This window comes from Microbulbifer mixtoriginis (SeqCode), from assembly GCF_052467705.1.
Map to the genome: position 1 here is coordinate 3,858,438 of NZ_CP174322.1, position 25,872 is coordinate 3,884,309.

The 25,872-nt window shown below is 51.5% G+C and carries 22 protein-coding genes; 8 read left to right on the forward strand and 14 right to left on the reverse strand.

The features are described 5' to 3' along the window. Positions 1-2 precede the first annotated feature (2 nt). From ACJJIB_RS16875 to mtnP, 3 genes are read right to left on the reverse strand one after another with little or no spacing between them, the layout of a single operon-like run. Entirely contained in the window at positions 3-686 is a 684-nt protein-coding gene (locus ACJJIB_RS16875) for a TVP38/TMEM64 family protein (protein WP_444886921.1), read from the reverse strand. Positions 687-722: 36 nt separating this feature from the next. Further along, the gene (gene arsS, locus ACJJIB_RS16880) at positions 723-1,670 is read right to left on the reverse strand and encodes an arsenosugar biosynthesis radical SAM (seleno)protein ArsS (RefSeq protein WP_444886922.1); all 948 of its coding nucleotides are present in this window, start codon (positions 1,668-1,670) and stop codon (positions 723-725) included. A gap of 5 nt (positions 1,671-1,675) precedes the next feature. Continuing rightward, positions 1,676-2,575 carry an S-methyl-5'-thioadenosine phosphorylase gene (mtnP, locus tag ACJJIB_RS16885; RefSeq protein WP_444886923.1) on the reverse strand — a complete coding sequence of 300 codons (900 nt, stop codon included), beginning with the start codon at positions 2,573-2,575 and terminating at the stop codon, positions 1,676-1,678. A gap of 256 nt (positions 2,576-2,831) precedes the next feature. On the opposite strand from mtnP, the gene ACJJIB_RS16890 reads away from it, so the two are divergent. Together ACJJIB_RS16890 and ACJJIB_RS16895 are read left to right on the forward strand one after the other, a co-directional pair. Beyond that, positions 2,832-3,395 carry a DUF2239 family protein gene (locus tag ACJJIB_RS16890; protein ID WP_444886924.1) on the forward strand — a complete coding sequence of 188 codons (564 nt, stop codon included), beginning with the start codon at positions 2,832-2,834 and terminating at the stop codon, positions 3,393-3,395. 12 nt (positions 3,396-3,407) lie between these two features. Continuing rightward, positions 3,408-4,781, forward strand: coding sequence for an MATE family efflux transporter (locus ACJJIB_RS16895; protein ID WP_444886925.1), 1,374 nt, complete (start codon positions 3,408-3,410; stop codon positions 4,779-4,781). A 175-nt stretch (positions 4,782-4,956) separates the two neighbouring features. Here the strand turns inward: ACJJIB_RS16895 and ACJJIB_RS16900 are convergent, their stop codons facing one another. The 10 genes from ACJJIB_RS16900 to sdhC all read right to left on the reverse strand — a co-directional run bounded on the left by ACJJIB_RS16900 (position 4,957) and on the right by sdhC (position 17,366). Next, positions 4,957-5,676, reverse strand: coding sequence for a M12 family metallopeptidase (locus ACJJIB_RS16900; RefSeq protein WP_444886926.1), 720 nt, complete (start codon positions 5,674-5,676; stop codon positions 4,957-4,959). 466 nt (positions 5,677-6,142) lie between these two features. After that, entirely contained in the window at positions 6,143-7,015 is an 873-nt protein-coding gene (gene sucD / locus ACJJIB_RS16905; protein WP_020412684.1) for a succinate--CoA ligase subunit alpha, read from the reverse strand. Between the two features lie 2 nt (positions 7,016-7,017). Continuing rightward, positions 7,018-8,184 (reverse strand): ADP-forming succinate--CoA ligase subunit beta, encoded by a 1,167-nt coding sequence (sucC, locus tag ACJJIB_RS16910; protein ID WP_252082922.1) that lies wholly within the window; start codon positions 8,182-8,184, stop codon positions 7,018-7,020. 162 nt (positions 8,185-8,346) lie between these two features. Further along, entirely contained in the window at positions 8,347-9,789 is a 1,443-nt protein-coding gene (gene lpdA / locus ACJJIB_RS16915; protein ID WP_020412682.1) for a dihydrolipoyl dehydrogenase, read from the reverse strand. Positions 9,790-9,853: 64 nt separating this feature from the next. Next, positions 9,854-11,047: a 2-oxoglutarate dehydrogenase complex dihydrolipoyllysine-residue succinyltransferase gene (gene odhB, locus ACJJIB_RS16920; RefSeq protein WP_444884076.1), complete on the reverse strand. Its 1,194-nt coding sequence runs from the start codon at positions 11,045-11,047 to the stop codon at positions 9,854-9,856. Between the two features lie 46 nt (positions 11,048-11,093). Then, positions 11,094-13,922: a 2-oxoglutarate dehydrogenase E1 component gene (locus ACJJIB_RS16925; RefSeq protein ID WP_252082927.1), complete on the reverse strand. Its 2,829-nt coding sequence runs from the start codon at positions 13,920-13,922 to the stop codon at positions 11,094-11,096. Positions 13,923-14,129: 207 nt separating this feature from the next. Then, positions 14,130-14,834: a succinate dehydrogenase iron-sulfur subunit gene (locus tag ACJJIB_RS16930; protein WP_252082928.1), complete on the reverse strand. Its 705-nt coding sequence runs from the start codon at positions 14,832-14,834 to the stop codon at positions 14,130-14,132. Positions 14,835-14,853: 19 nt separating this feature from the next. Then, positions 14,854-16,626, reverse strand: a complete 1,773-nt coding sequence (gene sdhA / locus ACJJIB_RS16935; protein ID WP_252082930.1) for a succinate dehydrogenase flavoprotein subunit — start codon at positions 16,624-16,626, stop codon at positions 14,854-14,856. Positions 16,627-16,629: 3 nt separating this feature from the next. Continuing rightward, entirely contained in the window at positions 16,630-16,998 is a 369-nt protein-coding gene (sdhD, locus tag ACJJIB_RS16940) for a succinate dehydrogenase, hydrophobic membrane anchor protein (protein ID WP_252082931.1), read from the reverse strand. Next, the gene (sdhC, locus tag ACJJIB_RS16945; RefSeq protein ID WP_444886927.1) at positions 16,992-17,366 is read right to left on the reverse strand and encodes a succinate dehydrogenase, cytochrome b556 subunit; all 375 of its coding nucleotides are present in this window, start codon (positions 17,364-17,366) and stop codon (positions 16,992-16,994) included. Before sdhC ends, sdhD begins: the two co-directional genes overlap by 7 nt. A 442-nt stretch (positions 17,367-17,808) precedes the next feature. Here sdhC and gltA point away from each other — a divergent pair, with 442 nt between their 5' ends. The 5 genes from gltA (at position 17,809) to ACJJIB_RS16970 (ending at position 24,597) form a co-directional block, all read left to right on the forward strand. After that, complete coding sequence (gltA, locus tag ACJJIB_RS16950) at positions 17,809-19,098, forward strand: citrate synthase (protein ID WP_252082934.1); 1,290 nt, start codon at positions 17,809-17,811, stop codon at positions 19,096-19,098. Between the two features lie 318 nt (positions 19,099-19,416). Continuing rightward, positions 19,417-19,953 carry a hemerythrin domain-containing protein gene (locus tag ACJJIB_RS16955; protein WP_252082936.1) on the forward strand — a complete coding sequence of 179 codons (537 nt, stop codon included), beginning with the start codon at positions 19,417-19,419 and terminating at the stop codon, positions 19,951-19,953. A 699-nt stretch (positions 19,954-20,652) separates the two neighbouring features. Continuing rightward, positions 20,653-22,683, forward strand: a complete 2,031-nt coding sequence (locus tag ACJJIB_RS16960) for an FAD-dependent oxidoreductase (RefSeq protein WP_444886928.1) — start codon at positions 20,653-20,655, stop codon at positions 22,681-22,683. Further along, a complete protein-coding gene (locus ACJJIB_RS16965; protein WP_444886929.1) occupies positions 22,684-24,036 on the forward strand; it encodes a cytochrome c3 family protein in 1,353 nt (450 codons plus the stop codon). Between the two features lie 12 nt (positions 24,037-24,048). Beyond that, positions 24,049-24,597 carry a Tll0287-like domain-containing protein gene (locus tag ACJJIB_RS16970; protein WP_252082940.1) on the forward strand — a complete coding sequence of 183 codons (549 nt, stop codon included), beginning with the start codon at positions 24,049-24,051 and terminating at the stop codon, positions 24,595-24,597. Between the two features lie 577 nt (positions 24,598-25,174). Here the strand turns inward: ACJJIB_RS16970 and ACJJIB_RS16975 are convergent. Continuing rightward, positions 25,175-25,384, reverse strand: a complete 210-nt coding sequence (locus ACJJIB_RS16975; RefSeq protein WP_444884072.1) for a DUF3820 family protein — start codon at positions 25,382-25,384, stop codon at positions 25,175-25,177. 152 nt (positions 25,385-25,536) lie between these two features. Between ACJJIB_RS16975 and ACJJIB_RS16980 the strand changes: the two genes are divergently transcribed. Beyond that, positions 25,537-25,806, forward strand: coding sequence for a YMGG-like glycine zipper-containing protein (locus ACJJIB_RS16980; protein WP_444886930.1), 270 nt, complete (start codon positions 25,537-25,539; stop codon positions 25,804-25,806). Positions 25,807-25,872 lie beyond the last annotated feature (66 nt).

The window sequence follows — 25,872 nt, forward strand, 5'->3', positions numbered from 1 at the left end:
TCTCACTTGGCCTCGCGGCGACGTTTAAGCCAGTTGAGGAAGTATTTTGCCAACAGAGGGAAAATACCCAGCAGCGCAAAGGACAAAAGCAATTGAGGGGAAGCGATATCTTTAAGGCTTTCTATTCGGGCGAGTTGCGTTCCCGCATTCACGTAGACAATTGTGGCCGCAAGCATGCCTAACTGGCTCACCCAATAAAATGTCCAGACTCGCAGGTGGGTTAACCCCATCAAGATATTAATCAGAAAAAACGGGAAAATAGGTACAAGGCGCAGAGCAAAAAGATAAAATGCGCCCTCCCGCTCAATACCTTTATTCACAACTTGGAGGCGTACCGCAAACCTTTCCTGAATATAATCGCGAAATAAGTAGCGGGCCATAAGAAAAGCCAGAGTGGCACCGATACTGGAAGCAAAAGACACAATAACGGTGCCCCACAACAAACCAAAAATCGCACCAGCGGCTATGGTGAGAATAGCCGCGCCAGGCAAGGACAAGCCGGTCACCAAAATATAAAAAACTAAAAACAGGAAACTCACTATAAATGGTGAGGCCGCTTTCCATTGCTGGAATTGCTCCCCGCCTTCCTGCAACTTGTCTAGACTCAACCAGTGATGTAAATCAAGTGCGTAAAAAGCAATCACCAATACCGCGATAACCACCAACAGCAGTATTTTTTTACTCATAGTATTCCTGCCCTATGGCTATAAAACCCTTTCCTCTTACAGTGCTCCGCCACAGCTACTACCCTGCCCCGCAGTACAGCCATAGCAGTGATCTGCCACTGCAATCGCGCTCCCCTGCAGATTCTCATCGAGTAAATCATGCAGGTGCGGCCTACCTGGCACAGGAATATCTAGCTGCTGATTAAAATCGCAATCGAATAGATTCCCCTGCCAGTCAACACTCACCAGGCTGCGACACATAACGCCATCGAGATTTTCAGCGCTATAACTGTCACGTAATAAAGTCATATAATCTTTAAACTGCCCCTTGGAAATCAACATGGAACCAAAGCGCTTGATGGGCATATTGGCTAGCGCAAACAATTGATTGAACTCAATATTAAATTGCCTTCTCAATTCTCTGCGATAGTCCGCCTCCAGGACACTCTGCTCTGGGGGTAAGAAGGGGCCTTGAGGGTTGTATACCAAATTTAACTGCAAACCACTTTCTGGCTTGCCATAACCCAGTTCATTGAGCTTTTGCAGACCGGCAATACTCTTGTCAAAGACCCCTTTGCCGCGCTGTTTATCGACGTTATCCATGGAATAACAAGGAAGAGAAGCGACCACTTCCACATGATTTCGGGCGAGAAACTCCGCAGTATCTTCCTGGCCTGGCTCGAACAAAACTGTGAGATTACACCGATCAATAACCTGCACTCCCAATGCCCGTGCAGCACTGACCAAGCCGCGAAACCCCCAATGTAATTCCGGTGCGCCACCAGTAATATCCAGTCTCCGAATACGGCGCTTCTCAATGACCTCCAACAGCAGTGCCAGGTTTGCATCCGACATCATTTCCGTGCGATTGGGGCCCGCGTTTACATGGCAGTGCACACAAGACTGATTACAGCGATAACCAATGTTGAGCTGCAGGGTTTCGATAGTACTGCGGCGTATTGCCGGGAAATCGGATATTTCAAGTAATGGCAGTGTTTCATGCATATGTCTCAGTGCTCCACTTCTTCCAACACTGATTGTGTCGGTTCAAGCAGTGGTTTTATTACAGCAAGCTGGCCCTGCGACATTGTTTCCACAGGTGTGACCAATCCACTGGTCAATGCCGTATGGGCAATGGAGTCAGGTTTCTCCATACCCAATAATCGAATGGCCTCTGCTGCTATCAACTGGGCACGCGCAGCATTTTGCTGCAGATTGGCGATCGCCACTTCCGCGGTAACCGCTTGCTCGCGAGGGTGCCAACAGTCGTAATCGGTGGCCATTGCGAGTGTGGCGTAGGCAATCTGCGCCTCTCGCGCCAATTTCGCCTCTGGCATATTGGTCATACCAATAACCGACGCCCCCATGCTGCGATACCAGTGGGATTCCGCTCGCGTTGAGAATTGTGGCCCCTCAATGCACAAGTAACTACCACCCCGATGTAACTGCACCGGCTGCTCGGCCTGGGTGGAAGCAAAGGCCCGCGCCAGACAGTCCGCAACTGCGGAACATACGGGGTCTGCCATAGAGACATGGGCTACAGCGCCGCCACCAAAAAAAGTGCCCTCACGCTTGCGCGTCATGTCGATAAACTGATCGGGAATCAACATATCCAGTGGCCTGACCTTCTCCTGCAGAGAGCCAACCGCTGAGAGAGAGAGCAGATAGCGCACACCCAACTGACGCAACCCATGGATATTTGCCCTGTAGGGCACCTCAGAGGGGATCAGCCTGTGACCACGTCCATGGCGGGAGAGAAAAGCAACCGGGATACCCTGCAGCTTGCCACACAGAATCGGATCCGATGTCGGGCCAAATGGGGTCTCCACTTGAACCTCTTGCACATCAGTCAGCCCCGGCATTTCATAGAGGCCACTCCCCCCAATCACACCAACCAGTGCTCTAGCCATGTTCACTCCTAAGTAGTTAGTTTTTCCGCAGTATAGAATTGAGCAATGACCCTGTATATCGCCAGATAGAGTGCAAAATACTCCCTAAGAACGCGCCTAGAGCCAGAAATACTCACGGTAATCCCACCGATAGTAGTCCTTCAGCACATACCAGTAGATCTGGCGAGAGACCTTTGCTGTACATAGACAAATTGATCGCCTATATTTACCGGGGTAATATTATTTTGCCCGGATAAATTAATAGGAGACTTTTGTTGTGCCAGAGTACATAGCCATTGAGCGACAACAACTGATTGCACGGGGCACACTGGAGTCGATCGTTCGCCAGGTAAAATCCCGTGAAACACCACTTGAACCCATGGTTTTTTCAACCGATAACTGCCAAAGAATCGAGATCGATTGGCAAGGCGATATTGAGACGGTACTAACCAGATTGAAGCCCAGCACAACACCTACCAGTGCAAAGCGAGGGCGCCCAAAGCTGGGAGTCATTTCCAAGGAAGTCACATTGTTACCCCGTCACTGGGAGTGGCTGAGACAGCAACCAGGCGGAGCCTCCGTAACCCTGCGCAAGCTGGTGGAGCAGGCCCAAAAAAATATTTCACTCGAAGAGCGTATCACCACAAGCCAGCATCAACTCGATAGATTTATGCTGCAGGTTGTTGGTGACGCCCCAGGCTTCGAAGATGCCAGCCGCTCCCTCTATCGAAATAGCAAAGTAAGCTTTGAAAAAGCCATCCGAGCCTGGCCAGAAGAAATCAAACACTTTGTATTGGCCAAATTTAATGATATTGCAGAGATACATAGTGGAAATAAGTAATAGGGATCGTATATGAGTGAACAACAAGACAACATTTTCCTCAAGGGTGCACTTTTACCGGTTTTCTTCAAAACAGCGGCACCGATCATTTTTATAATGTTGGTAAACGGCTCTTTTACCCTGCTGGATGCTTATTTCCTGGGGGAGTATGTAGGCCCTGACGCACTGGCAGCTGTCACCCTGACATTTCCAATGTTTATGTTGTTAGTGGCACTATCCTCCTTAATATCGGCTGGCTACTCCAGCGTTCAGGCCAGACTCTTGGGCGCGGGAAAAACAGATAAGGCAAAACAGGCTTTCTCTCAGGCAATCACCTTGGCACTGTTAGTTTGCGGCCTTCTTATGGTGCTGTTTACTCTTGGGGGTAAACAATTGACGATGTTGGTAGCCAATGGCTCCCAGCCGTTGGCGGATATGGGCTACACCTATTTAACAATTCTTGTTTTCCTGTCTCCCGCCCTATTTATTGGTTCCGTAAACTCCGACACATTACGCTGTGAGGGGAAACTATCGCTGATGGCGATAGTTTCTTTAAGCTCCATACTTCTTAATATCGTTTTTAACTATATTTTTATTGCCCAGTTTCAAATGGGAGTAGCGGGCTCCGCTTATGGAACAGCATTGGCTCAATCAATCGCCCTGATGATAGTGGCCGGCTATCGTCATTACGGAAAAACAGTCATTGATACACAGGTCATCCGCCTCTCCTATGAGAAACAATATTGGAGAGAGTTTCTGTCCTTGGGCTTACCGGCTAGTTTGAGCTATATCGGCGTTTCCCTCACCTCTATGGCAGTTATATTCAGTCTACAGGCATGGGGAGCGGAAAACTATGACGCTACCGTTAGCGCCTACGGTATTACCACTCGGATTATGACTTTTATTTTTCTACCCCTACTCGGCTTAAGCCAGGCTTTTCAAACGGTGGCTGGAAATAATGCTGGCGCAAAGATCTGGTCGCGAATGGATAGTAGTATCAATATCGCCCTGACTGCGGCATTCGGCTACTGCCTGCTGCTTCAACTAGCTGTCATTATTTTTAAAGACACTTTAGGTGGGCTATTTGTTAACGATCCTCTGATCATTGAAGAAGTAGCGCGTATCCTGCCAATGATGACTCTGGTTTATTTCTTGGCCGGCCCCCTCATGATGGTTAATACCTTCTTCCAGGCGATTGGTGACGCCAAACGAGCAGCCATTCTCGGACTGGCAAAAACTTATATATTTTTACTGCCTTTGATAGTGCTACTACCTCTGGCCGTTGGTGAAGTTGGAATCTGGTATGCAGGGCCCATTGCTGAGTTATTACTACTTAGCCTGACGGCTTTTATTCTTTATCAACGCAGTCGCACACACGGTCACAAATACGGTTTGTATAGCACCTAGCAGTACCGAATACTTCAGCGGCACAGATAGAAAATGCAATTTATCTTTTAGTAAATTTTGCGCTTAAGCCTAAAGAGCTAGAAATTTAGAGGGTACGTTTAGAGAAGAAAATAAAAAGTAAAAAAGGGAGATACTGACTCCCTTTTTTAAGTCACCTTCACAGCAACGAACTGATCTACACCATTGGCATCGCAAAAGATCTTGGTAAGGTCAGACGCCTGCCATCATACAAATAGGAAAGCATATTCAAATCACCCGCGCTGGGATTCCAACTTGAATTATTTACCTGGTTGGGGGTAATTTTACAACCGCCTGTCCTGGTATTTTCCCTGACCCCCAGCGCTTGGGCTTGAGCATCGTACATCATGATAGACTGGCCATCGAATGACGAGCCATGAGTCATAAAGCGTGCCATTGTCTGGGTGCGGGTTTGCACTTGTAAAGAGTCCAGTGTGCTCTGCACTGCCATGGGAGCATCTGAACGCATATGCTCGTGGGCCAATCCCAGGGTATGACCAATTTCATGTGGAAGCGAGGCAATCGCAGCCCGATTCCCTCTCCAATTAACGCCGCAATACTGATTTGTTGTATTGGTATAACCTACAGTGGCACTACTATCATTATCCCGGATAGTAATCACACCCTGCCCGGCCGCTCCCACCTGCAAAAATTTAATCGCCGCAAACTGAAACGCCCGATAAATACACAACTCCCAGCGGGACATGGCTTTCTTAACCGCCGTTACATAGCCAGCATCAAGATTATTCGGGATGTAATATTTTACGATCCCATTAGGCCAGACTCCGCCAACATCCTCATTTCTATCCAAAGAAAAACCACTAAAGACCAGCTTATATGAAATATTTCGAATATTTTTATCTATTGATAGTCCCATGCTGTGAACCTCCACAATTATTTGGTCATTATTTTGAGGGTTAATAAATCCTTTATCTAACTTACAACCGGACTCTTAAAAGCCAACCTCCGCATTTAATCCCAACAAGGAATTTATACCCCAACAAATTCACAACACCTAGAAAAAATTAAATAACTCCTAAAACACTCCAAGAAAAAATAAAAAATAAGATACTTTCTCAAACAACAATAAATATCATTCAATATTTAATTGCATAAAAAAACAAAAATGTGAAAAAACCACAAGGCAGAAGAAAAATATCGGCAAAATGCACAGAAATAGTGAGTAGCGTGAAAATTAAAATGGCTGCGCAGCGAAATTAATCTGGCAACAAAAGAAGCCAAGGGAAAGATTGGCACGGAATTAGGATGACGGTTGAGTTTAATAAACAAAAAAAGGCCACCCAAAGGGTGGCCTTTTTTTGTGCTAGCCAGCTAGTAATTACTTACCAGCCAGTAACTTCCTTCAGAGCGTCGCCGATCTGAGCCAGGGAGCGCACGGTTTTAACACCAGCGTCTTCCAGAGCAGCGAACTTCTCGTCAGCGGTGCCTTTACCACCGGAGATAATCGCGCCCGCGTGACCCATACGCTTGCCGGGAGGAGCAGTTACACCAGCGATGTAGGAAACTACAGGCTTAGTAACATTTTCCTTGATGTAAGCAGCGGCTTCTTCTTCAGCAGTACCACCGATCTCACCGATCATAACAATCGCTTCGGTCTGCGGATCGTTCTGGAACATCTCCAGGATATCGATGAAGTTGGAGCCCGGGATGGGGTCGCCACCGATGCCCACACAAGTGGACTGGCCGAAGCCGTAATCGGTAGTTTGCTTAACCGCTTCATAGGTCAGGGTACCGGAACGGGAAACGATGCCCACTTTACCCGGCTTGTGGATGTGACCCGGCATAATACCGATCTTGCACTCACCCGGAGTGATAACACCCGGGCAGTTCGGGCCGATCAGGCGCACGCCCAGCTCGTCGCACTTCACTTTAGCGTCGAGCATATCCAGAGTCGGGATACCTTCGGTGATACAAACAATCAGCTTGATACCAGCGTTGGCCGCTTCCAGGATGGAATCCTTACAGAAAGGCGCAGGTACGTAGATTACGGAAGCTTCAGCGCCGGTCTTCTCTACCGCTTCTTTAACGGTATCGAATACTGGCAGGCCCAGGTGAGTCTGGCCGCCTTTACCCGGAGTTACACCACCAACCATCTTGGTACCGTAAGCAATCGCTTGCTCGGAGTGGAAAGTACCCTGGGAGCCGGTGAAGCCCTGGCAGATTACTTTAGTGTCTTTGTTAATCAATACTGACATGATTATTTACCCTCCGCAGCTTTAACCACTTGCTGAGCCGCATCGGTCAGACTGGTCGCCGCGATAATGTTCAGGCCACTGTCGCTCAGAACCTTGGCGCCCAGGTCTGCGTTGTTACCTTCCAGGCGCACAACAACCGGTACTTTAACGCCAACTTCTTTTACTGCGCCCACAACGCCTTCGGCGATCATGTCACAGCGAACGATACCACCGAAGATATTGATCAGTACGGCTTTTACGTTCTCGTCAGACAGGATGATCTTGAACGCTTCAACAACGCGCTCTTTGGTCGCGCCGCCGCCAACATCCAGGAAGTTAGCTGGCTTGCCGCCGTGCAGGTTGACGATGTCCATGGTACCCATGGCCAGACCAGCACCGTTTACCATGCAGCCGATGTTGCCATCGAGGGCTACGTAGTTCAGATCGAACTTGGCAGCGTGCGCTTCACGGGAATCTTCCTGGGAAGGATCGTGCATTTCGCGCAGGTCCGCGTGGCGGTACAGCGCGTTGCTGTCGATTACCACTTTGGCGTCCAGGCAGTGCAGGTTGCCTTCGGTAGTAATTACCAGTGGGTTGATCTCGAGCAGGGCCAGATCTTTTTCTTCGAACATTTTCGCCAGGCCGAGGAAGATCTTGGTGAACTGCTTCACCTGAGTCGGGTTCAGGCCCAGTTTGAAAGCCAGCTCGCGCGCCTGGTAAGGCTGAGCGCCTACCAGCGGGTCGATGGTAGCTTTCAAGATTTTTTCCGGAGTCTCTTCCGCTACTTTCTCGATCTCAACGCCGCCTTCGGTGGAAGCCATGAAAACGATACGACGGGTGGAGCGGTCAACAACGGCGCCAAGGTACAGTTCTTGGTCAATGTCAGTGCAGCTTTCAACCAGGATACGGGAAACAGGCTGGCCATTTTCGTCTGTTTGATAAGTTACCAGGCGCTCGCCCAGCCACTTCTTGGCAAACTCTTCAATTTCTGCCTTGGAATCTACCAGCTTTACTCCGCCAGCCTTACCGCGGCCACCAGCGTGTACCTGGGCCTTTACTACCCACTTATCACCGCCAATTTCGTCAGCCGCTGCTACTGCCGCTGCCGGGGTTTCCGCTGCAATGCCTTTGGAAACCGGCAATCCGTATGCCGCAAACAGTTGTTTGCCCTGATACTCATGCAAGTTCATAGTCAATACCAATTCACATGTGAAATGTGTTTATTAATTGCAGATCTCTCTGCACCTGAAAGACAAAACTCAAAATTTCCGTCGTTGCAAATTTTGAATTCCGCAAATGAAACCGGGGCGCTAATTAATCAATAATTAGTGCCCCGACATCGAAAAAACTTCTTACTTGCGCTTCTTGCGATTTACGGTGTGAATCGCATGACCGTTCACGCCCAATGCCGCTTCTTTCACGGTCTCAGACAGAGTCGGGTGTGCGAATACGGTCATACCGATATCTTCGGCGCTGGAACCGAATTCCATCGCGATCGCCACTTGCTGAACCAGATCGGCAGCAGACGGGCCAACGATGTGGGCACCCAGTACACGGTCAGTTTCCGCGTGAGCGATGATTTTCACAAAGCCCTGGGTATCGTTGGCAGCCATAGCGCGACCGTTGATGGCAAACGGGAAGCTACCTACGTTGTAGGGCTCGCCATCGGCCTTCACCTGCTCTTCGGTGCGACCAACCGCAGCGATTTCCGGGTGGGTGTAGATCACGTTGGGGATCACGTCGTAGTTCATCATTGGCTTCTGGCCGGCGATGCGCTCGGCAACCACAACACCTTCTTCAGAAGCCTTGTGCGCCAGCATCGGACCGCGTACCACGTCACCGATCGCCCATACGCCCGGTGCAGAAGTCATGCACAGGTCGTTAACGTAGATAAATCCACGCTCGTCCATCTTCACGCCGGCATCTTCAGACAACAGGCCTTCGGTGTAAGGGCGACGGCCAACGCAGACGATCAGCTTGTCGAAAGTTTCCTGGTGCTCTTTACCATCTTTGTCCTGGTAAGTAACAACCACTTCCTCGCCCTTCACTTCAGAGCCGGTTACGCGGCAAGCGAGGCGGATATCCAGGCCCTGCTTCTTGAAGATCTTCTGGGATTCTTTGGCAACCTGTTGGTCCATGATCGCCAGGAACTTATCCATCGCTTCCAGAACAACTACTTCAGAGCCCAGGCGGTTCCATACTGAACCGAGCTCCAGACCGATAACGCCGGCACCGATAACGCCCAAACGCTTGGGCGTTTCAGTGAATTCCAGAGCGCCGGTGGAGTCGACAATAATTTTATTGTCTACCGGAGCAGGCGGAATATTTACCGGTACAGAACCGGAAGCCAGAATGACATTTTCGGCTTCGTAGACAGTGCTGTTGCCTTCGTCGTCAGTGACTTCCACTTTCTTGTTGGCCAGCAGTTTACCGGTACCGAAAATGGAGGTCACTTTATTGGCGGTGAACAGGCCCGCTACGCCGCCGGTCAGCTTCTTAACGATCTCGCCCTTGCGCTCGATCATCTTGCTCACATCCATCTTGACCTTGCCGACTTCAATGCCGTGCACGTCGAGAGCGTCTTTGGCCTCGTGGTACTTCCAGGAGCTGTCCAGCAGTGCCTTGGAGGGAATACAACCTACGTTCAGGCAGGTACCGCCGTTAACGTATTTACCTTCCTTGTTTTTCCACTTTTCAATACAAGCAGTCTTCAGGCCCAGCTGAGCGGCACGGATGGCAGCGACATAACCACCAGGACCGGAGCCAATTACGATTACGTCAAATTTTTCCGACATGATCAGTTCCAGATATTTCTAATGCAGTGTGATCGAGGGGCCCGCAGGCCCCAGAACTTATTTTTTAAACTTCGAGCAAGATACGCGCTGGATCTTCGATCATTTCCTTGATCGCTACCAGGAAGCCAACCGCTTCTTTACCGTCGATCAGACGGTGGTCATAGGACAGCGCCAGGTACATCATCGGCAGGATTTCCACCTTGCCATTTACCGCCATCGGGCGCTCCTGGATTTTGTGCATACCCAGAATTGCGGTTTGCGGCGGGTTCAGGATCGGAGTGGACAGCAGAGAGCCGAATACACCACCGTTGGTAATGGTGAAGGTACCGCCAGTCATCTCTTCGATAGACAATTTACCATCGCGGGCGCGAACACCCAGATCGCGGATATTGTTTTCCATATCCGCCAGGCCCATGTTTTCCGCATTGCGCAGAATCGGTACAACCAGGCCTTTCGGAGAGGAAACCGCTACACCGATATCCTGGTAACCGTGGTAAACGATATCGTTACCATCGATAGACGCGTTCACCGCGGTGTAGCGCTTCAACGCTTCTACCGCAGCTTTCACGAAGAAGCCCATAAAGCCCAGACGAGTGCCGTTGTGGGTCTTCTCGAACAGGTCTTTGTAGTTCTTGCGCAGGTCCATGACCGGCTTCATGTTCACCTCGTTAAAGGTGGTGAGCATGGCGGTGGACTGGGAGGCATCCAGCAGGCGTTCAGCAATACGCTTGCGCATGCGGGTCATAGGAACACGCTTCTCCACGCGCTCGCCCGGAGCAACAGCCACTTCAGCAGCAGCGGCGGGAGCAGCAGCGGCAGGCGCAGTGCCCGCCTTCATTACATCTTCTTTGAGAACACGGCCACCCTTGCCAGTGCCTTCAACACCCGCCAGATCGACACCCTTCTCAGCGGCCATTTTCTTGGCGGATGGCATGGCAATTTTGTCGCCAGCAGCGGGGGCAGCCGCTTCGGCAGCCGGAGCTTCTGCTTTTTCTGCCGCCGGGGCAGCGGCCGCGCCAGCGCCCGCTTCAAACTTGGCAATCACTTCATTGGAGAGGACGGTATCGCCCTCCCCCTTGATGATTTCAGTCAGGGCACCATCGGCAGGTGCAACAACTTCCAGCACAACTTTATCGGTCTCGATGTCCACGATCAGTTCATCGCGGGACACAGCTTCACCGGGTTGTTTATGCCAGGTGGCGACAGTTCCGTCCTGAACAGATTCAGGGAAAGTTGGCGCTTTAATCTCGATCGTCATTTTTTCTGTTTCCTGAGATTGACTCTTCACTTATTACTGCCGCCGGTTACTTGACGGTCAGCGCCTCGTTGATGAACTTATTCTGTTCTTCAAGGTGCGTGGACATGTAGCCCGCCGCAGGTGCTGCGGATGGGGCGCGGCCCACGTATTCCAGATCCAGCTTCGGATGGGTTTCCGACAGTAGACGACGCAAGTGGTGCTGACTGGAGTACCAGGCGCCCTGGTTCATGGGCTCTTCCTGACACCAAGCAACACTCTTGATCTTCTTGAATGCGGATACCGCTTCCACAAACTCTTCGTCTGGGAATGGGTACAGCTGTTCGATTCGTACGAACGCAACATCTTCCTGTTCACGCTCCATACGGGCTTCCAGCAGGTGGTAGTAAACCTTGCCGGAGCACAGCACCAAGCGTTTCACTTTTTCTGGGTCTACGCCCTGGTCCTGGATCACGTTATGGAAGCGGCCTTCGGCCAGCTCTTCCAGGCTGGAGGTGGCCAGCTTGTGACGCAAAATCCATTTCGGGCTCATAATCACCAGCGGACGACGCATCGGGCGTACCGCCTGACGACGCAGCAGGTGGAAGATCTGTGCCGGAGTAGTGGCATTACACACCTGAATATTGTGCTCGGCACACAGTTGCATAAAGCGCTCTAGACGTGCGGAGGAATGCTCCGGACCCTGGCCTTCGTAGCCGTGCGGCAGCAACATTACCAGGCCACACATACGGCCCCACTTGTGCTCACCGGAAGTGATGAACTGGTCGATTACTACCTGGGCACCGTTGGCGAAATCACCGAACTGAGCCTCCCAAACCACCAGGGATTTTGGTGTAGTGGTGGCGTAGCCGTATTCAAACGCCAACACCGCCTCTTCAGACAGCAGCGAGTCGTAGATGTAGAAAGGCGGCTGGTCTTCGAACATATGCTGCAAAGGCACATAGCTCTGGCCATCTTTCTGGCTGTGAATCACCGCATGACGGTGGGAGAAGGTTCCGCGACCCACATCCTCACCGGTAAAGCGGACCATAAAGCCCTCTTCCAGCAAAGTGCCATAAGCCAGTGTTTCCGCCATGCCCCAGTTCAAGGGCAGTGCGCCACCGGCCATCTTGCGGCGGTCATCGTAAATCTTGGAGACCTGGCGCTGCATCACAATGCCATCGGGCACAGCGGTCATACGGTTGGCCACATCCTGCAACTTCGGCAACGCATAGCCAGTATCTGCAGCTACTTGCCAGTCGTGGCCCAGGTAGGGGCTCCAATCTACAAACATGGAGGAGTCCGGCTGCTTCACCAAGCCGGTGGCCACGTCCTCACCCGCATCGAGTTTATCGCGGTAGTCGTTGGCCAGCTTGTCCGCGGCAGCCTTATCGAGAATGCCCTCACCCACCAGCTTCTCGGAGTAGAGGGTACGGGTAGTTTTATGCTTGCGGATAGTCTGGTACATCAGCGGCTGGGTACCAGAGGGATCATCGGTCTCGTTATGGCCGCGACGACGGTAGCAAACCAAATCGATAACGATGTCTTTCTTAAATTCGTAGCGGTAGTCCACCGCCAGCAGCGCGGCCAATACGACCATTTCCGGGTCGTCGCCGTTTACGTGCAGCACCGGCGCATCGATCATCTTAGCCGGATCGGTAGAGTACTCGGTGGAGCGAGCATCTTCGCGCTTGCTGGTGGTAAAGCCCACCTGGTTGTTCAGTACGATGTGCACAGTACCACCGGTGTAGTAACCGCGGGTCTGAGACATCTGTAGGGTTTCCTGCACCACACCCTGACCGGCAAAAGCCGCGTCGCCGTGGATGTTAATCGGCATTACTTTCTCACCAGTCCCGTCTTTACGACGGTCCTGGCGAGCGCGTACAGAACCAACCACCACAGGCGCACTGATTTCCAGGTGTGACGGGTTAAAGGCCAGCGCCAGGTGTACTTCACCACCGGGAGTCATTACGTTGGAGGAGAAGCCCTGGTGGTACTTCACGTCGCCAGAGGTATCCAGAGTTTTCTTGCCCTCGAACTCTTCGAACAGGTCCGATGGGTTTTTACCGAGGATATTCACTAGGGTATTCAGACGGCCACGGTGGGCCATGCCGATCACGATTTCCTTCACCCCGTAGGTACCGGAGCGGCGGATCAGGGCGTCCATCATCGGGATCAGACTCTCACCACCCTCGACACCAAAGCGCTTGGTACCCGGGTATTTGGAATCCAGATGGCGCTCCAGGCCCTCTGCTGCAGACAAGCGCTGCAGGATTTCAATCTGGATATCGGTGCCGAAGTTGGCCTTGGACTGGCTGCGCTCCAGGCGCTGCTGAAACCACTGCTGCTCTTCCAGATTGGAGAGATGCATGATCTCTGCACCCAGATTGCCACAGTAGGTGCGCTCCAACCCCTCTACGATCTCACGCAGGGTCGCCTCTTCTTTGCCGAGGAACAGGCTACCGGTATTGAAGGTGGTATCGAAATCACCCTCAGTCAGGCCGTGGTAGCTCAACTGTAAATCGGGCACCTGCTCGCGGGCCATCAGGCCGAGCGGGTCCAGGGTCGCTTTCTTATGGCCGCGATGGCGATAGGAATCGATCAGCTGCAGAACTTTAATCTGCTTGCGCTCGTGTTCGATATTGACGGAGCCGGAACCGGGCGCCGCTACTGGGCGCGCGCGGTGTTTGCTGAGCAGCTCGAAGTGCTGGCGCACTGCGGCGTGAGAGACATCGCTGCTGCCCTCAACGCGGGGGAGGCTGTCGAAGTAATTGCGCCACTCCTCCGGTACACCGTTGGGGTCGTGCAGATAGGTCTCGTAAAGCTCCTCCACATAGGCAGCATTGCCCCCGGAGATATGGGAGCTACGCCACAGCTGCTCCATGGTACTTTCGTGCATTTTGATGCCTACCTCGATTGCAGTGGACTCTCATCGCTACAGCCACTGCGCTTTCCTTCACTCACAAAAGGGGAGGCGCACAAAGCCACCTCCCCTTTTTAATTTAATACCGACCGGAGCCGGCTTTTGTATTAGATAAGCGCCCTACCTGGCACCGGGCCCACCAAAGGTGAGCCCTGAAGACTGCTTTGCAGCCTTCATTAATCCCTATACAGCACGCGTCAGCAGCATATTGCGAATATGGCCAATGGCGCGAGTCGGATTCAAACCCTTAGGACATACGTTGACACAGTTTTGAATACCGTGACAACGGAACACACTGAAGGGGTCGTCCAGGTTGGATAGACGCTCGTCAGTGGCCAGGTCGCGGCTATCCGCCAGGAAGCGGTAAGCCTGTAGCAGGCCGGCCGGACCGATAAACTTGTCCGGGTTCCACCAGAAGGACGGACAGGCGGTGGAGCAGCAGGCACACAGGATACACTCGTACAGACCGTCGAGCTTTTCGCGATCCTCTGGGGACTGCAGGCGCTCAATCGCCGGTGCCGGAGTGTCATTCTGCAGATACGGCTCAATCTTTTTGTACTGCTCGTAGAACTGTTCCATATCCACAACCAGGTCGCGAATCACAGGCAGGCCCGGCAGCGGACGCAGAATCAGTTTACCCTTGGGGGCAGCTTCAGACAGTGGCGTAGTGCACGCCAGGCCATTGCGGCCGGAAATATTCATACCGTCGGAACCACACACACCTTCGCGGCAGGAGCGGCGGAAGGACAGGGTCGGATCCTGAGCCTTGAGCAACTCCAACACGTCCAACACCATCAGGTCCTTGCCCTGGGTGTCGAGCTGGTAGTCCTGCATGTAAGGCGCTTTATCAGTTTCCGGGTTGTAACGGTAAATGCTTACTTTCAACATACTCTATTCCGCTCCCGAATCAGTAGGTCCGAGCTTTCGGTTCAAAGGCTTCCATGGTGGTCGGTGCGAAGTTTACCGCACGCTTGCCCACACGCTTCTCAGTTGGGAAGTACATGGAATGACACAGCCAGTTTTCATCATCGCGCTCCTGGAAGTCTTCGCGGGCATGGGCACCGCGGCTCTCAGTGCGGGTCTCAGCGGCAATCGCGGTGGCCTCGGCAACTTCCAGCAGGTTCTGCAGCTCCAGGGCTTCGACACGGGCAGTGTTAAAGGCACGGCTTCTGTCATCCAGGCGTACATTCTCAATACGCTCACGCAGGTCAGCCAGCTTCTTCACACCTTCCGCCATGTAGTCGCCGCGGCGGAATACGCCGAAGTGATTCTGCATTACACCTTGCAATTCTTTGCGCAGGTCCGCAGCTTTCTCACCGGTTTCGTTGGTTTCCAGACGGTTCAGACGCGCCATCGCCGCCTCCAGATCGGACTCGGAAGCTTCGCGGTGCTCGATACCTTCACGCAGCGCCTTCTCGATAAACAGCCCGGATGCGCGGCCGAATACCACCAGGTCCAGCAGCGAGTTACCACCCAGGCGGTTAGCGCCGTGTACAGATACACAGGCAACCTCACCACAGGCGTAGAAGCCATCGATGATCTGGTCGTTGCCCGCAGCGTCCTGGGTCAAGGCCTGGCCGTGAACGTTGGTCGGAATACCGCCCATCATGTAGTGACAGGTGGGAACAACCGGAATCGGCGCCTTAACTGGGTCGACATGGGCAAAGGTCTTGGACAACTCACAGATACCGGGCAGACGGCTGTTGAGCAAGTCTTCGCCCAAGTGATCAAGCTTCAGGAACACGTGATCGCCCTCGGGGCCACAGCCGCGGCCATCGAGAATCTCAAGTACCATGGAGCGGGCTACAACATCGCGAGAAGCGAGGTCCTTAGCGTTGGGCGCGTAACGCTCCATAAAACGCTCGCCGTCTTTGTTGATCAGGTAGCCACCCTCACCACGACAACCTTCGGTCACGAGTACACCGGCACCGTAAATACCAGTCGGGTGGAACTGCCACATCTCGATGTCCTGTACAGGCATACCTGCGCGCAGGGCCATACCGACACCGTCGCCGGTGTTGATGTGTGCGTTAGTGGTGGAGGCGAAGATACGGCCGGCACCACCGGTAGCGAATACGGTCGCCTTGGACTTAATAAACACCACTTCGCCATCTTCTATGCACATGGCGATCACACCCACCACGGCACCGTCCTGGTTCTTCACCAGGTCAATCGCAAACCACTCGTTCAGAAACTCGGTTTGGTGCTTAACATTATTCTGGTACAGCGTGTGCAGGAGTGCGTGGCCAGTACGGTCGGCGGCAGCACAGGTACGGGCTGCCTGGCCACCGCGGCCGAAATCTTTAGACTGACCGCCGAATGGGCGCTGATAAATACGGCCTTCCTCAGTTCGGGAGAAAGGCAGGCCCATGTGCTCCAGCTCAAATACCGCTTCGGGGCCTACAGAACACATGTATTCAATCGCTTCCTGGTCACCGATATAGTCGGAGCCTTTAACGGTGTCATACATGTGCCAGCGCCAATCATCATTGGGGTCAGAGCTGGCAATCGCACAGGTAATACCACCCTGGGCGGATACCGTGTGAGAACGGGTTGGGAATACCTTGGTAATTACCGCAGTTTTATAGCCGGACTGGGCCATCTGCAGAGCCGCGCGCATACCCGCACCGCCGCCACCAATCACAATCCCGTCAAAAGAAATAGTTCGCATGTTCGCCATTGCTTATACACCCCAAAGAATTTCAATGCCCCACACCGTGTAAAGCACGGCAACCGCAGCCAGGATCACTTCTACGAACAGACGCAGAACAGTGGCCTTACCGCCCATCACCCGGTTGGTGATGTAGTCGGTAACCACAGACCAGAGGCCGATCCAGGCGTGAATCACGGTGGACAGCAAGGCAACCAAGCTGAATACACGCATCCAGCGCTGGGCGAACAATTCAGACCAGGCCTGGTATCCGAAGTCTTTGGTGAAAAAGATAAAGCCCACTATAAAGAGGACATAAGCGAGCAGTATTACTGCGGTAACGCGCTGGTAGAGCCAGTCGAATGTGCCGCTACGGCCGAAGCTAGTTACTGTTCTTACCACAACCATACTCCCACTAAAAGAATAAGGATTACACTCACCACCAGCACGACAATTGCGCTGCGGCGACCACCTTCGAGGCTCTCACCCATACCCATATCCATAAACAGGTGACGCACACCGGCCAGCAAATGGTAAATAAGAGCTGCCAGGGAGGCCCACAGGATGAGCTTGGCTGGAATACTGTTAAATGCTGCCGCCATATCGGCGAAGCCCTGTTCGGATTCCAGGCTGGCATCGAGCATGCAGAGCAGCAACGCCACAACGGCGAAGAGCACCACACCGGATACACGGTGCAAAATGGAAACCAAAGCGGCAGCGGGAAGCTTTATAGTGGAAATGTCTAAATTGACAGGTCTGTTTTTGTTCACAGGAAAAACACCTTGTTGCCCTGAACGACCGGGCGCCCGTTAGCTTTTCAAATTGGGAGGGACGAGCTGCTTGCTGATCACTTTGCACTCGACCTGATGAAGCCTTGTACAAAGTAGCCGTACCATGGCGCAAGCCGCGCGGATTATAGGCATTCGATAGTCAAAACACAACGAACGCCTAGGAATACGCCACCTCAGCGCACCTCGTAGGCACAGGATTTAGCCCAACGGGATTTCCGCAGATTTTTGCGCCCACGACCAGGCAAAAGCTCTACCAGCCCACGCTGTCGCCGAATATCCTGTTGCCAGCCGACTGACCGTCCACCCCTTTGGGTTTGACAATTTGCGGCGCGGCACTTAAGTTTGGCCCCGCTCAAAAGGCCGCCAGCACCCGAAAACACTAGGAAAAGGCCGCCATAAGAACAGTTTTTAGGAGTCCGCAATGTCCGATAAAAAAGCGCACCTCACAGTCGATGGTATCGACGGCGCTCTTGAGATGCCCGTTCGCTCCGGCACCCTCGGCCCCGATGTGATCGATGTCGGCGGCCTGACCAGCAAAGGCTTTTTCACCTACGACCCGGGCTTCGTATCTACCGCCTCATGTGATTCCAAGATCACTTTTATTGATGGCGGCAAAGGCCAATTATTGCACCGGGGCTACCCCATCGAGCAATTAGCAGAAAAATCCGACTATCTGGAAACCTGCTACCTGCTGATGAATGGCGAACTGCCCAATGCAGAAGAAAAGAAGAAGTATGTAGACACTATTATGTCTCACACCATGGTTCACGAATCCCTGGTGAGTTTCTTTAAAGGCTTCCGTTACGATGCCCACCCGATGGCGATGATGTGTGGCGTAGTGGGTGCCCTCGCCTCCTTCTATCACGACTCCCTGGATATCACCAATCCAGAGCACCGCGAGATTTCCGCGCACCGCCTGATTGCCAAGATGCCAACCTTGGCAGCCATGTGCTACAAGCACTCCCAAGGCATGCCCTTCATGTACCCGGACAATAGCCGCAGCTATTCCGAGAACTTCCTGCACATGATGTTTGGCAATCCCTGCGAGCCCAGCAAGATCGATCCGGTTGTCGCCAAGGCAATGGACATCATCTTCCTGTTACACGCTGACCATGAGCAAAACGCCTCCACCTCTACCGTGCGCCTGGCGGGCTCCTCTGGCGCCAACCCCTTCGCCTGCATCTCCTCCGGTATCGCCACTTTATGGGGACCCGCTCACGGCGGCGCCAACGAGGCAGTACTGAACATGCTGCAGGAAATCGGCGATGAGAGCCGTATCGACGAATTCGTGAAGCGCGCCAAAGACAAGAATGACCCCTTCCGCTTAATGGGCTTTGGTCACCGCGTCTACAAGAACTTCGATCCTCGCTCCCGCGTAATGCAGGGCATCTGCGATGAAGTTCTGGGAGCCATGGGTGCAGAAAATGATCCTCTGCTGAAGATCGCTAAGAAACTGGAAAAAATCGCCCTTGAGGACGATTACTTCGTCGAGAAGAAACTCTACCCGAACGTCGACTTCTACTCCGGTATTATTATGAAGGCTATCGGCATCCCCACCGATATGTTCACCGTAATTTTTGCCACCGGCCGCACTTCAGGCTGGATCGCACACTGGAACGAAATGATTTCCAACCCGTACAAAATTGGTCGCCCTCGCCAGCTTTATACCGGCTATGCCCAGCGCGATTATGTTCCACTGGAACAACGCTAATAAAGCTCAAAATAAAAAACCCGGCAATGCCGGGTTTTTTATTTCCTGAAATAACCACCTGGAATTTAAAAATATTCAACAAAATTCAAATAACGCAACAACCTAGACCTCTATTAATTGTGACGAGGTTCTCAATATTAAAATTCTCACCCTGATGCAACTCCCGCCACACAGAAAAACACCTGTCATGCAATGTAAAATCCGCGCCTCTCGGACCGGGTGAATTTGCTGTGTAGTTACCGCACCTCAGCGACTACCCGCCCGCGGTTTCCCTTACCCATACAACACACAAAATTAAACCTATTAAGGGCACAGCATATGCTTAGCTTTATCTCCGGCATGTTCAGAGGTAGCAAGTCCTCCGACAGCGTCGACCTGGAAGAAAAATATACCCGCAGCAACTATGCCAGCGCTAAAGGCAGCCGCACAATTTCTTACGACCCAACTCTGATCAAAGCCCTGGAGGACGATCACCGCCACTTAATTGGCATTTTCCAGCGTATGTGGTCCGAAGGCTTTGAAAAGCAAAACTATCGCCAACTGTCACAACTACTCACTCAATTTAAGTCCGGCTTCCAGGCACACCTAATAAAGGAAAATGTTCGCTTCTACGTCTATCTGGAGCAGGCCCTCGCCGGCGATGCGCACACACTGCAGGTTGTAAAAGATTTCCGCACCGATATGAATGAAATCGCCAATGCCGTGGTGCAATTCTGCAAGCGCTACAACCATGAAGCCTTCACCCCGGAAATGGTTCGCGACTTTAAAATGGATTACCAAAAGATAGGTGAAGCACTCACTCGGCGCACCGCACTGGAAGAAAAAGAACTTTACGTTCTCTATCAACCCTCCTAAGTATTTTCGGACTAGAGAGGTCCGGTTCGTTACTCAACATCTACAGGAATTAGGCGGGAGCCAATGAGTGAGTAACAACTTATTAAAAAATACTTTGAATGAATGTCTGCGACCCACAAGGACGGGGCGCAAACCTTTTCCCTTTAGAAGCCTGGCTCCAGGCCCTCGCTGACTCAAAATATTTTTCTAAAAACCGCTTACCAACCCAAAAGCGTTAGACGCACACCCGACAGGTAAGTGAAAATTATTTTGGAATTATTTCGGATAAGCGCATCTAGCCCATAAGAGTGGAGTGCATATTTTTTAGCTTATTTAAAGCTACACCCCAGGGCTAATCAAACTTACCCACCTAATAGGTATTGACAGCGAAGACCTGATTAAAAATTTTCCCTCAACAAATAAAAAGTGGCAACCACAATCAGGTCAGCCACTTTTTTTGCTGAAGCTAGCTTCAAAAAAAGCGAACAATAACAACAACTTAAAAAAACTTTCCAGCCTGACCTCCCATACCTTCCTATTCTCTCTCGCGATTTCTATTCAACACTAGACGTTTATTTAATTTTGTTTAAACATATAGAAATTAGAATTTAAAAAAACTCATAACGGTGGAATATTGGTCTAGGAAGTTCTGAAAGCTTTGTGGCTTAAAACAAAAAGGACAAAAGGCCAGTAGTAAAAGCCGGGGGATTCGGGGGAAATATGACTGAACTAGAAAGTTCAGCTGCTCGTCAATATTTACCAGATGGCGCCCGCACCAGCGACAGCAGCTATCCGATTTATGTAATTGTAGGCACTGGGCCGGTCGGGGTTCGCTGCGCACAAAAACTGCTTGAATTCTGTGACGAAGCGCAAATTGTTATCTATGGAGCGGAAACAGAATCACCTTATAATCGTGTAAAATTATCTCAGTACCTCTCTCGCCATGTGGAACGGGAGGAACTGGATAATCCCATCCTAGGTAAAACTGACCACCGCCTCGCAGAATATATCGACCGTAAAATCGTCTCTATAGACCGTGTCAAAAAAACGGTAACAGATGCTGCCGGTAATGTTCAGCCCTACACCAAGCTGATTCTAGCCACCGGCTCCAACCCCAAAATTCCCACAATCCCCGGTGCAGGCTTACCCAGCGTTTACCCCTTTCGCAGCCTGCGCAATACCAATGATCTAATCGCCCTGCGGGAACGGCACGCCGATATTTGTGTGATCGGCGCCGGCGCCTTGGGACTGGAAGCGGCAACGGCTCTAAAAACACCGAAAAATACTGTCACACTTCAATCCCGCGGAAAATTACTAAGTGGCCTTTTAGGTGAGGAAGGCGAAGAGTTTTTAAAATCCTCTCTTGCCGCCCTTGGTGTGCAGCTGAAAACTGGCTCAATTCTTAAGTCAATTGAGCAGCAGGAAGAAAAATCCAATTTACACTTTGAGGATGGCGAAAACCTCTGCGTCGATGCTATTGTTCTTTGCACTGGTATTCAGCCGGAAGTCGCCCTTGCCCAAAAAGCCGGACTAAAAATCGATAGAGGGGTTGTAGTCAACGAATGGATGCAAACCTCCGATCCGGATGTTTACGCAATTGGTGAATGTGCCGAGTTTGATCAAAAGGTTTATCAGCTGGTTCGCCCCGGTTATGAGCAGGCGGAAAGCTGTTGTTCACATATTCGCCGCGAACATGGTGGGGAGATTTTAGAGCGCCCCTACTCCGGCAGTTACACAGATATCCAACTCAAAATCGCCCATATTCCTTGCGCTATTATGGGAGACGTTGCCTCCGACAACCTTCATCAGCAGGGTAATTTACAGAGTCACGTTTTCCGTAATCGGTTCAAGGGTATTTATCGCCGGCTATTTGTTCAAGATGGGCGCATTCTCGGTGCTATTTATATTGGCAGCTGGGATGAGGCCAACAGCTTGCGCCAAGCGGTGGCTCAGGAGGAAAAAGTCAGTGCTCAAGCGCTTAAGCAGTTTGCAGACGAGGGCCGTCTATTTGGCCTACAGACCTCAAACAGTATCAAGAGTTTTCCCGACAGCTACCTGGTGTGCCAGTGTAATTCCGTCAGTAAAGGGGAATTATGCAAGGCTATTTCCGAAGGCAAGCGCACGTTAAACGAACTACAGCAGGCAACCACCGCCGGATCTGTCTGCGGCAGCTGCCGCCCCTTAATGGCCGAGCTACTCGATACCCCTGCGCCTAATCTGGTTATGCGCCACGCCAAGGGTATATTAATCACTTCGATCATATCGTTACTTTTAATTACCTTGTCATTCCTGATGCCACCCCCGCCAATATCCGACTCGGTACAGGCCGGCCAATTCTGGGAAAAACTCTGGTACGACAACTTCTGGAAACAGGTAACCGGCTACACGATTCTCGCGCTGTGTTTTTTTACCGCTGCACTCAGTGTGCGAAAGCGCTGGAAAAAACTATCTTTCGGCCATGTGGATCACTGGCGCTACGCCCACAGCCTTACTGGGGTAGTTGCCGTGGTCGCACTTGCTGTGCACACAGGCTTCCGTATGGGGCAAAACCTCAACCTCGCACTCATGCTGGTCTTCCTTGGGGTTACTGCTACAGGCTCCCTTGTTGGTGTTTTTATGGCCCGCAACCATCACTGGACCGATCTCAGACTACGCGAACATCGCAAGTGGTGGTCACGCGTTCACTACGCCTTACTTTGGGCACTGCCGGTACTCCTCGCCTATCACATTCTTGCGGTTTATTACTTCTAAATGAAATCTTATCAATTTAAATTTTGGCATTACGGACTACTGTTGACCCTGGTTGTAGGTGCCTACGCTTCCTATAACCTAACGGCAGATGACAAGTCTTTATTTATAACTGGCGAGCCCACACATGGCCATCATCAGATAGAACTCGCTTGCACTTCTTGTCATACCGATGGGTTTTCAGGGGAGGAATCTATTCAGCAATCTTGCCTAAGCTGCCACGCAGAAGAATTAGAGCTGGCCGATGACTCCCATCCGCGCAAAAAATTCCTCGACCCCCGTAACGCCCAATTGCTGGAAACCCTGGATGCGCGTCAGTGCATCAGCTGCCACACAGAACACAAACAGCAAATTACTCGCGAAATGGGTGTCAGCCTGGCCGGGGATTTCTGCTTTCATTGCCACAGCGAAATTGCCGAAGAGCGCAGTAGCCATGAAGGTATGGGCTTCGAGACCTGCGCCAGCGCCGGCTGCCACAACTACCACGATAACGGCACCCTTTATGAAGATTTCTTAATCGCTCATGCCGGACAACCCGATTTGCTCGAGGAGGCAAAGCTTCCGACCCGTACCGCCATGCAATCCTGGTTACAGGAACATCCCGATGCCCACCCCCTACAGGTGCAGCAGGCGGATATACAGGAAGAAACTGCAGCTGCAGGAATCGCTGAGACTTGGGCGCAAAGCCCCCATGCTCAAGTGGACGTGAACTGCAGCAGCTGCCACACCAATGGACAAATGCAATTTACTAGTGCTGAGGTTGTAGAACAGTGTGCGAGCTGCCACAGCGAGCAACGGGAATCTTTTACCCAAGGTAAACACGGAATGCGCCTCTCATCCAAGTTGCCACAGGAATTTGTTCAACAGGTTGGTGCCATGACGCCACATCAGGCCTGGATACCCATGCAGTCTGACGCTTCCGGGGAACTCAGTTGCACCAGTTGTCACGGCCCGCACGATGTCGACTTGCAGTTCGCTGCTGTGGAATCCTGTCTCAGCTGCCACAGCGATGAGCACAGCTTGGCCTACAAGGAATCGCCGCACTTCAATACCTGGCAAGCAGATCCAGAAAACGGCGTTAGCTGTGCCAGCTGTCACTTGCCGCGGGAAACCCACGGAGAACAGGTTGTGGTCAATCATAACCAGAACCACAATCTCCGCCCCAATGAAAAAATGTTGCCTGTCTGCCTGAACTGCCATGGAGCGGAGTTTTCCCTAGCAGCCATGGCGGACGAAAAACTGATCTCTCAGAATTTCAAGTATAAGCCTGCGGATAAGCATGAAACGTTTGACTTAATCCGCGACCGCATTGCAAGAATTTCCAAAAGCAAAAATAAGCAAACACAATCCCAATAGGAGGGGAACATTATGCGTATTGCCGCTTGTTTTATCGCCGGACTGGCCCTACTCACTGGCTGTGAAAAAAACCAGGGCGTGGCACCTGAGCGAATGGCGGATGCTATCTTTGCCGTGATTGAGGCAGACAGAGCCAATTACACCAACAAGGTAGTTAACCGTTTGCAAAATGAGGAAAAAGTTCTGGATGCCGACGAGCACTGGCAGGATAAAAAATTGCTGCCGTTGCCCGCACAAATGATGCGAATGGGTGCTGAGCGAGTCGCGGAAAAAGAATCTGGCTTCAGCTACGCCCTGCTGTCCCTATGGCCGGTAAACAAACAGAACAAGCCGCGTACCGAAATGGAAAAGCAAGGCTTGCAGTTTGTCATCGACAACCCAGGTAAAAACTTCTATGGCCGTGAGACACTCGGTGATACCGAATACTTTACCGCGGTTTATGCCGATGTGGGTGTATCCCCAGCTTGTGTCAGCTGTCACAATGACCACGCGGATAGTCCACGAGATAATTTTGAGCTTGGCGAAACTATGGGTGGTGTAGTTGTTCGTATACCGCTTTAATTTATCGCTTGAACTTTCTTAGCTGATCCAGCCCCGGTAAATCCACTGCCGGGGTTTTCCCCAACACCCTCTACATTTAACAATCAACGATTTTCTTTTATCCCACAGAGCTAATTGCAAAATTTCTTAGAATTCCAATAGTTACCGATAAAAATCAGCAAAAATTAAGGAAAATATTTTGAGCAGATACAATTAATTAGCGGCCGAATTCATTTCGACCGCTCCCTCTTTAATATGACTGGCTCTACTCCCGCTTTAACCTCGCTGAAATCATTCAGACCAGTGGTCACCCGCTGTGGGCCTATTTCCGGGTTAGTCCAGTCTCCATTACGGACCGCTTGTTGTTAACGCTTCGCTCCGCAAAGCTCACCTAGGCATTTACATACTAGACTCGCAACCTAGAAAATCAAAATCAAGGTACTGGTATAACATGCTCTTAACCAAGCTAGTAGGCATTTTTTCCACAAAAAATCATGGAAAACGAAACAAAGAAAAGAGCAGCCTAGGAGTTTTTAAAGTGGTCACTTACTTAGATTTTTTTGACTTTTACCAAGAGACAACAATGAACATCTTCAGATTATTTTAACGGCGCAATCAGCCCTTCCAGCCCTTCAATTTTGATCTCCAACGTCAGAGCCATCAACTGCCCCAACTTCCCAGTAGGAAAACCCTTTTTGGCAAACCAAAGCAGGTACTCCTCAGGAAGATCGATAAGTACTCTACCCGCATACTTACCGAATGGCATTGGAGTTTGGGCAATATCAATCAATTGTTGCTTTTCAAACATCGCAAAATCCTTCAAATCTCTTATTTTGTGCTATACGCAGCCCACAGCTTAGATATTTGTTGCTGACTTATCTCCACCCTACACTGGCTGCGAAATTATTCGGTCTGTCTTACCGAATATCTATCCCTCAAGCATCACTGAAAGGGGTGACTATGCGTATCAAAGCGATTAAATACCTCAGCTTAACCGCAGTATTGGCCCTAGGCCTCGGCGGGCAAGGCTGTGCCAATATGAGCGATACCGACCGTCGCATCGGAACCGGCATCGGCGTCGGTGCCGTTACCGGCGCCCTAATCAGTGGAGGTCGGCCCGGTGGCACCGCAGCAGGCGCCGTGATTGGCGCAGGGGCAGGCTATCTCTACGATAGAGAAAGAAAACGCAGAGACTACTATCGCTATCGCGGACGCTACTATCGTTATTAGTGTTTAATGGAGAATCGTCAGGCTCAGAGTTAATGCATGGCGCAGCCCCTGGTGCGCCTAACGCAC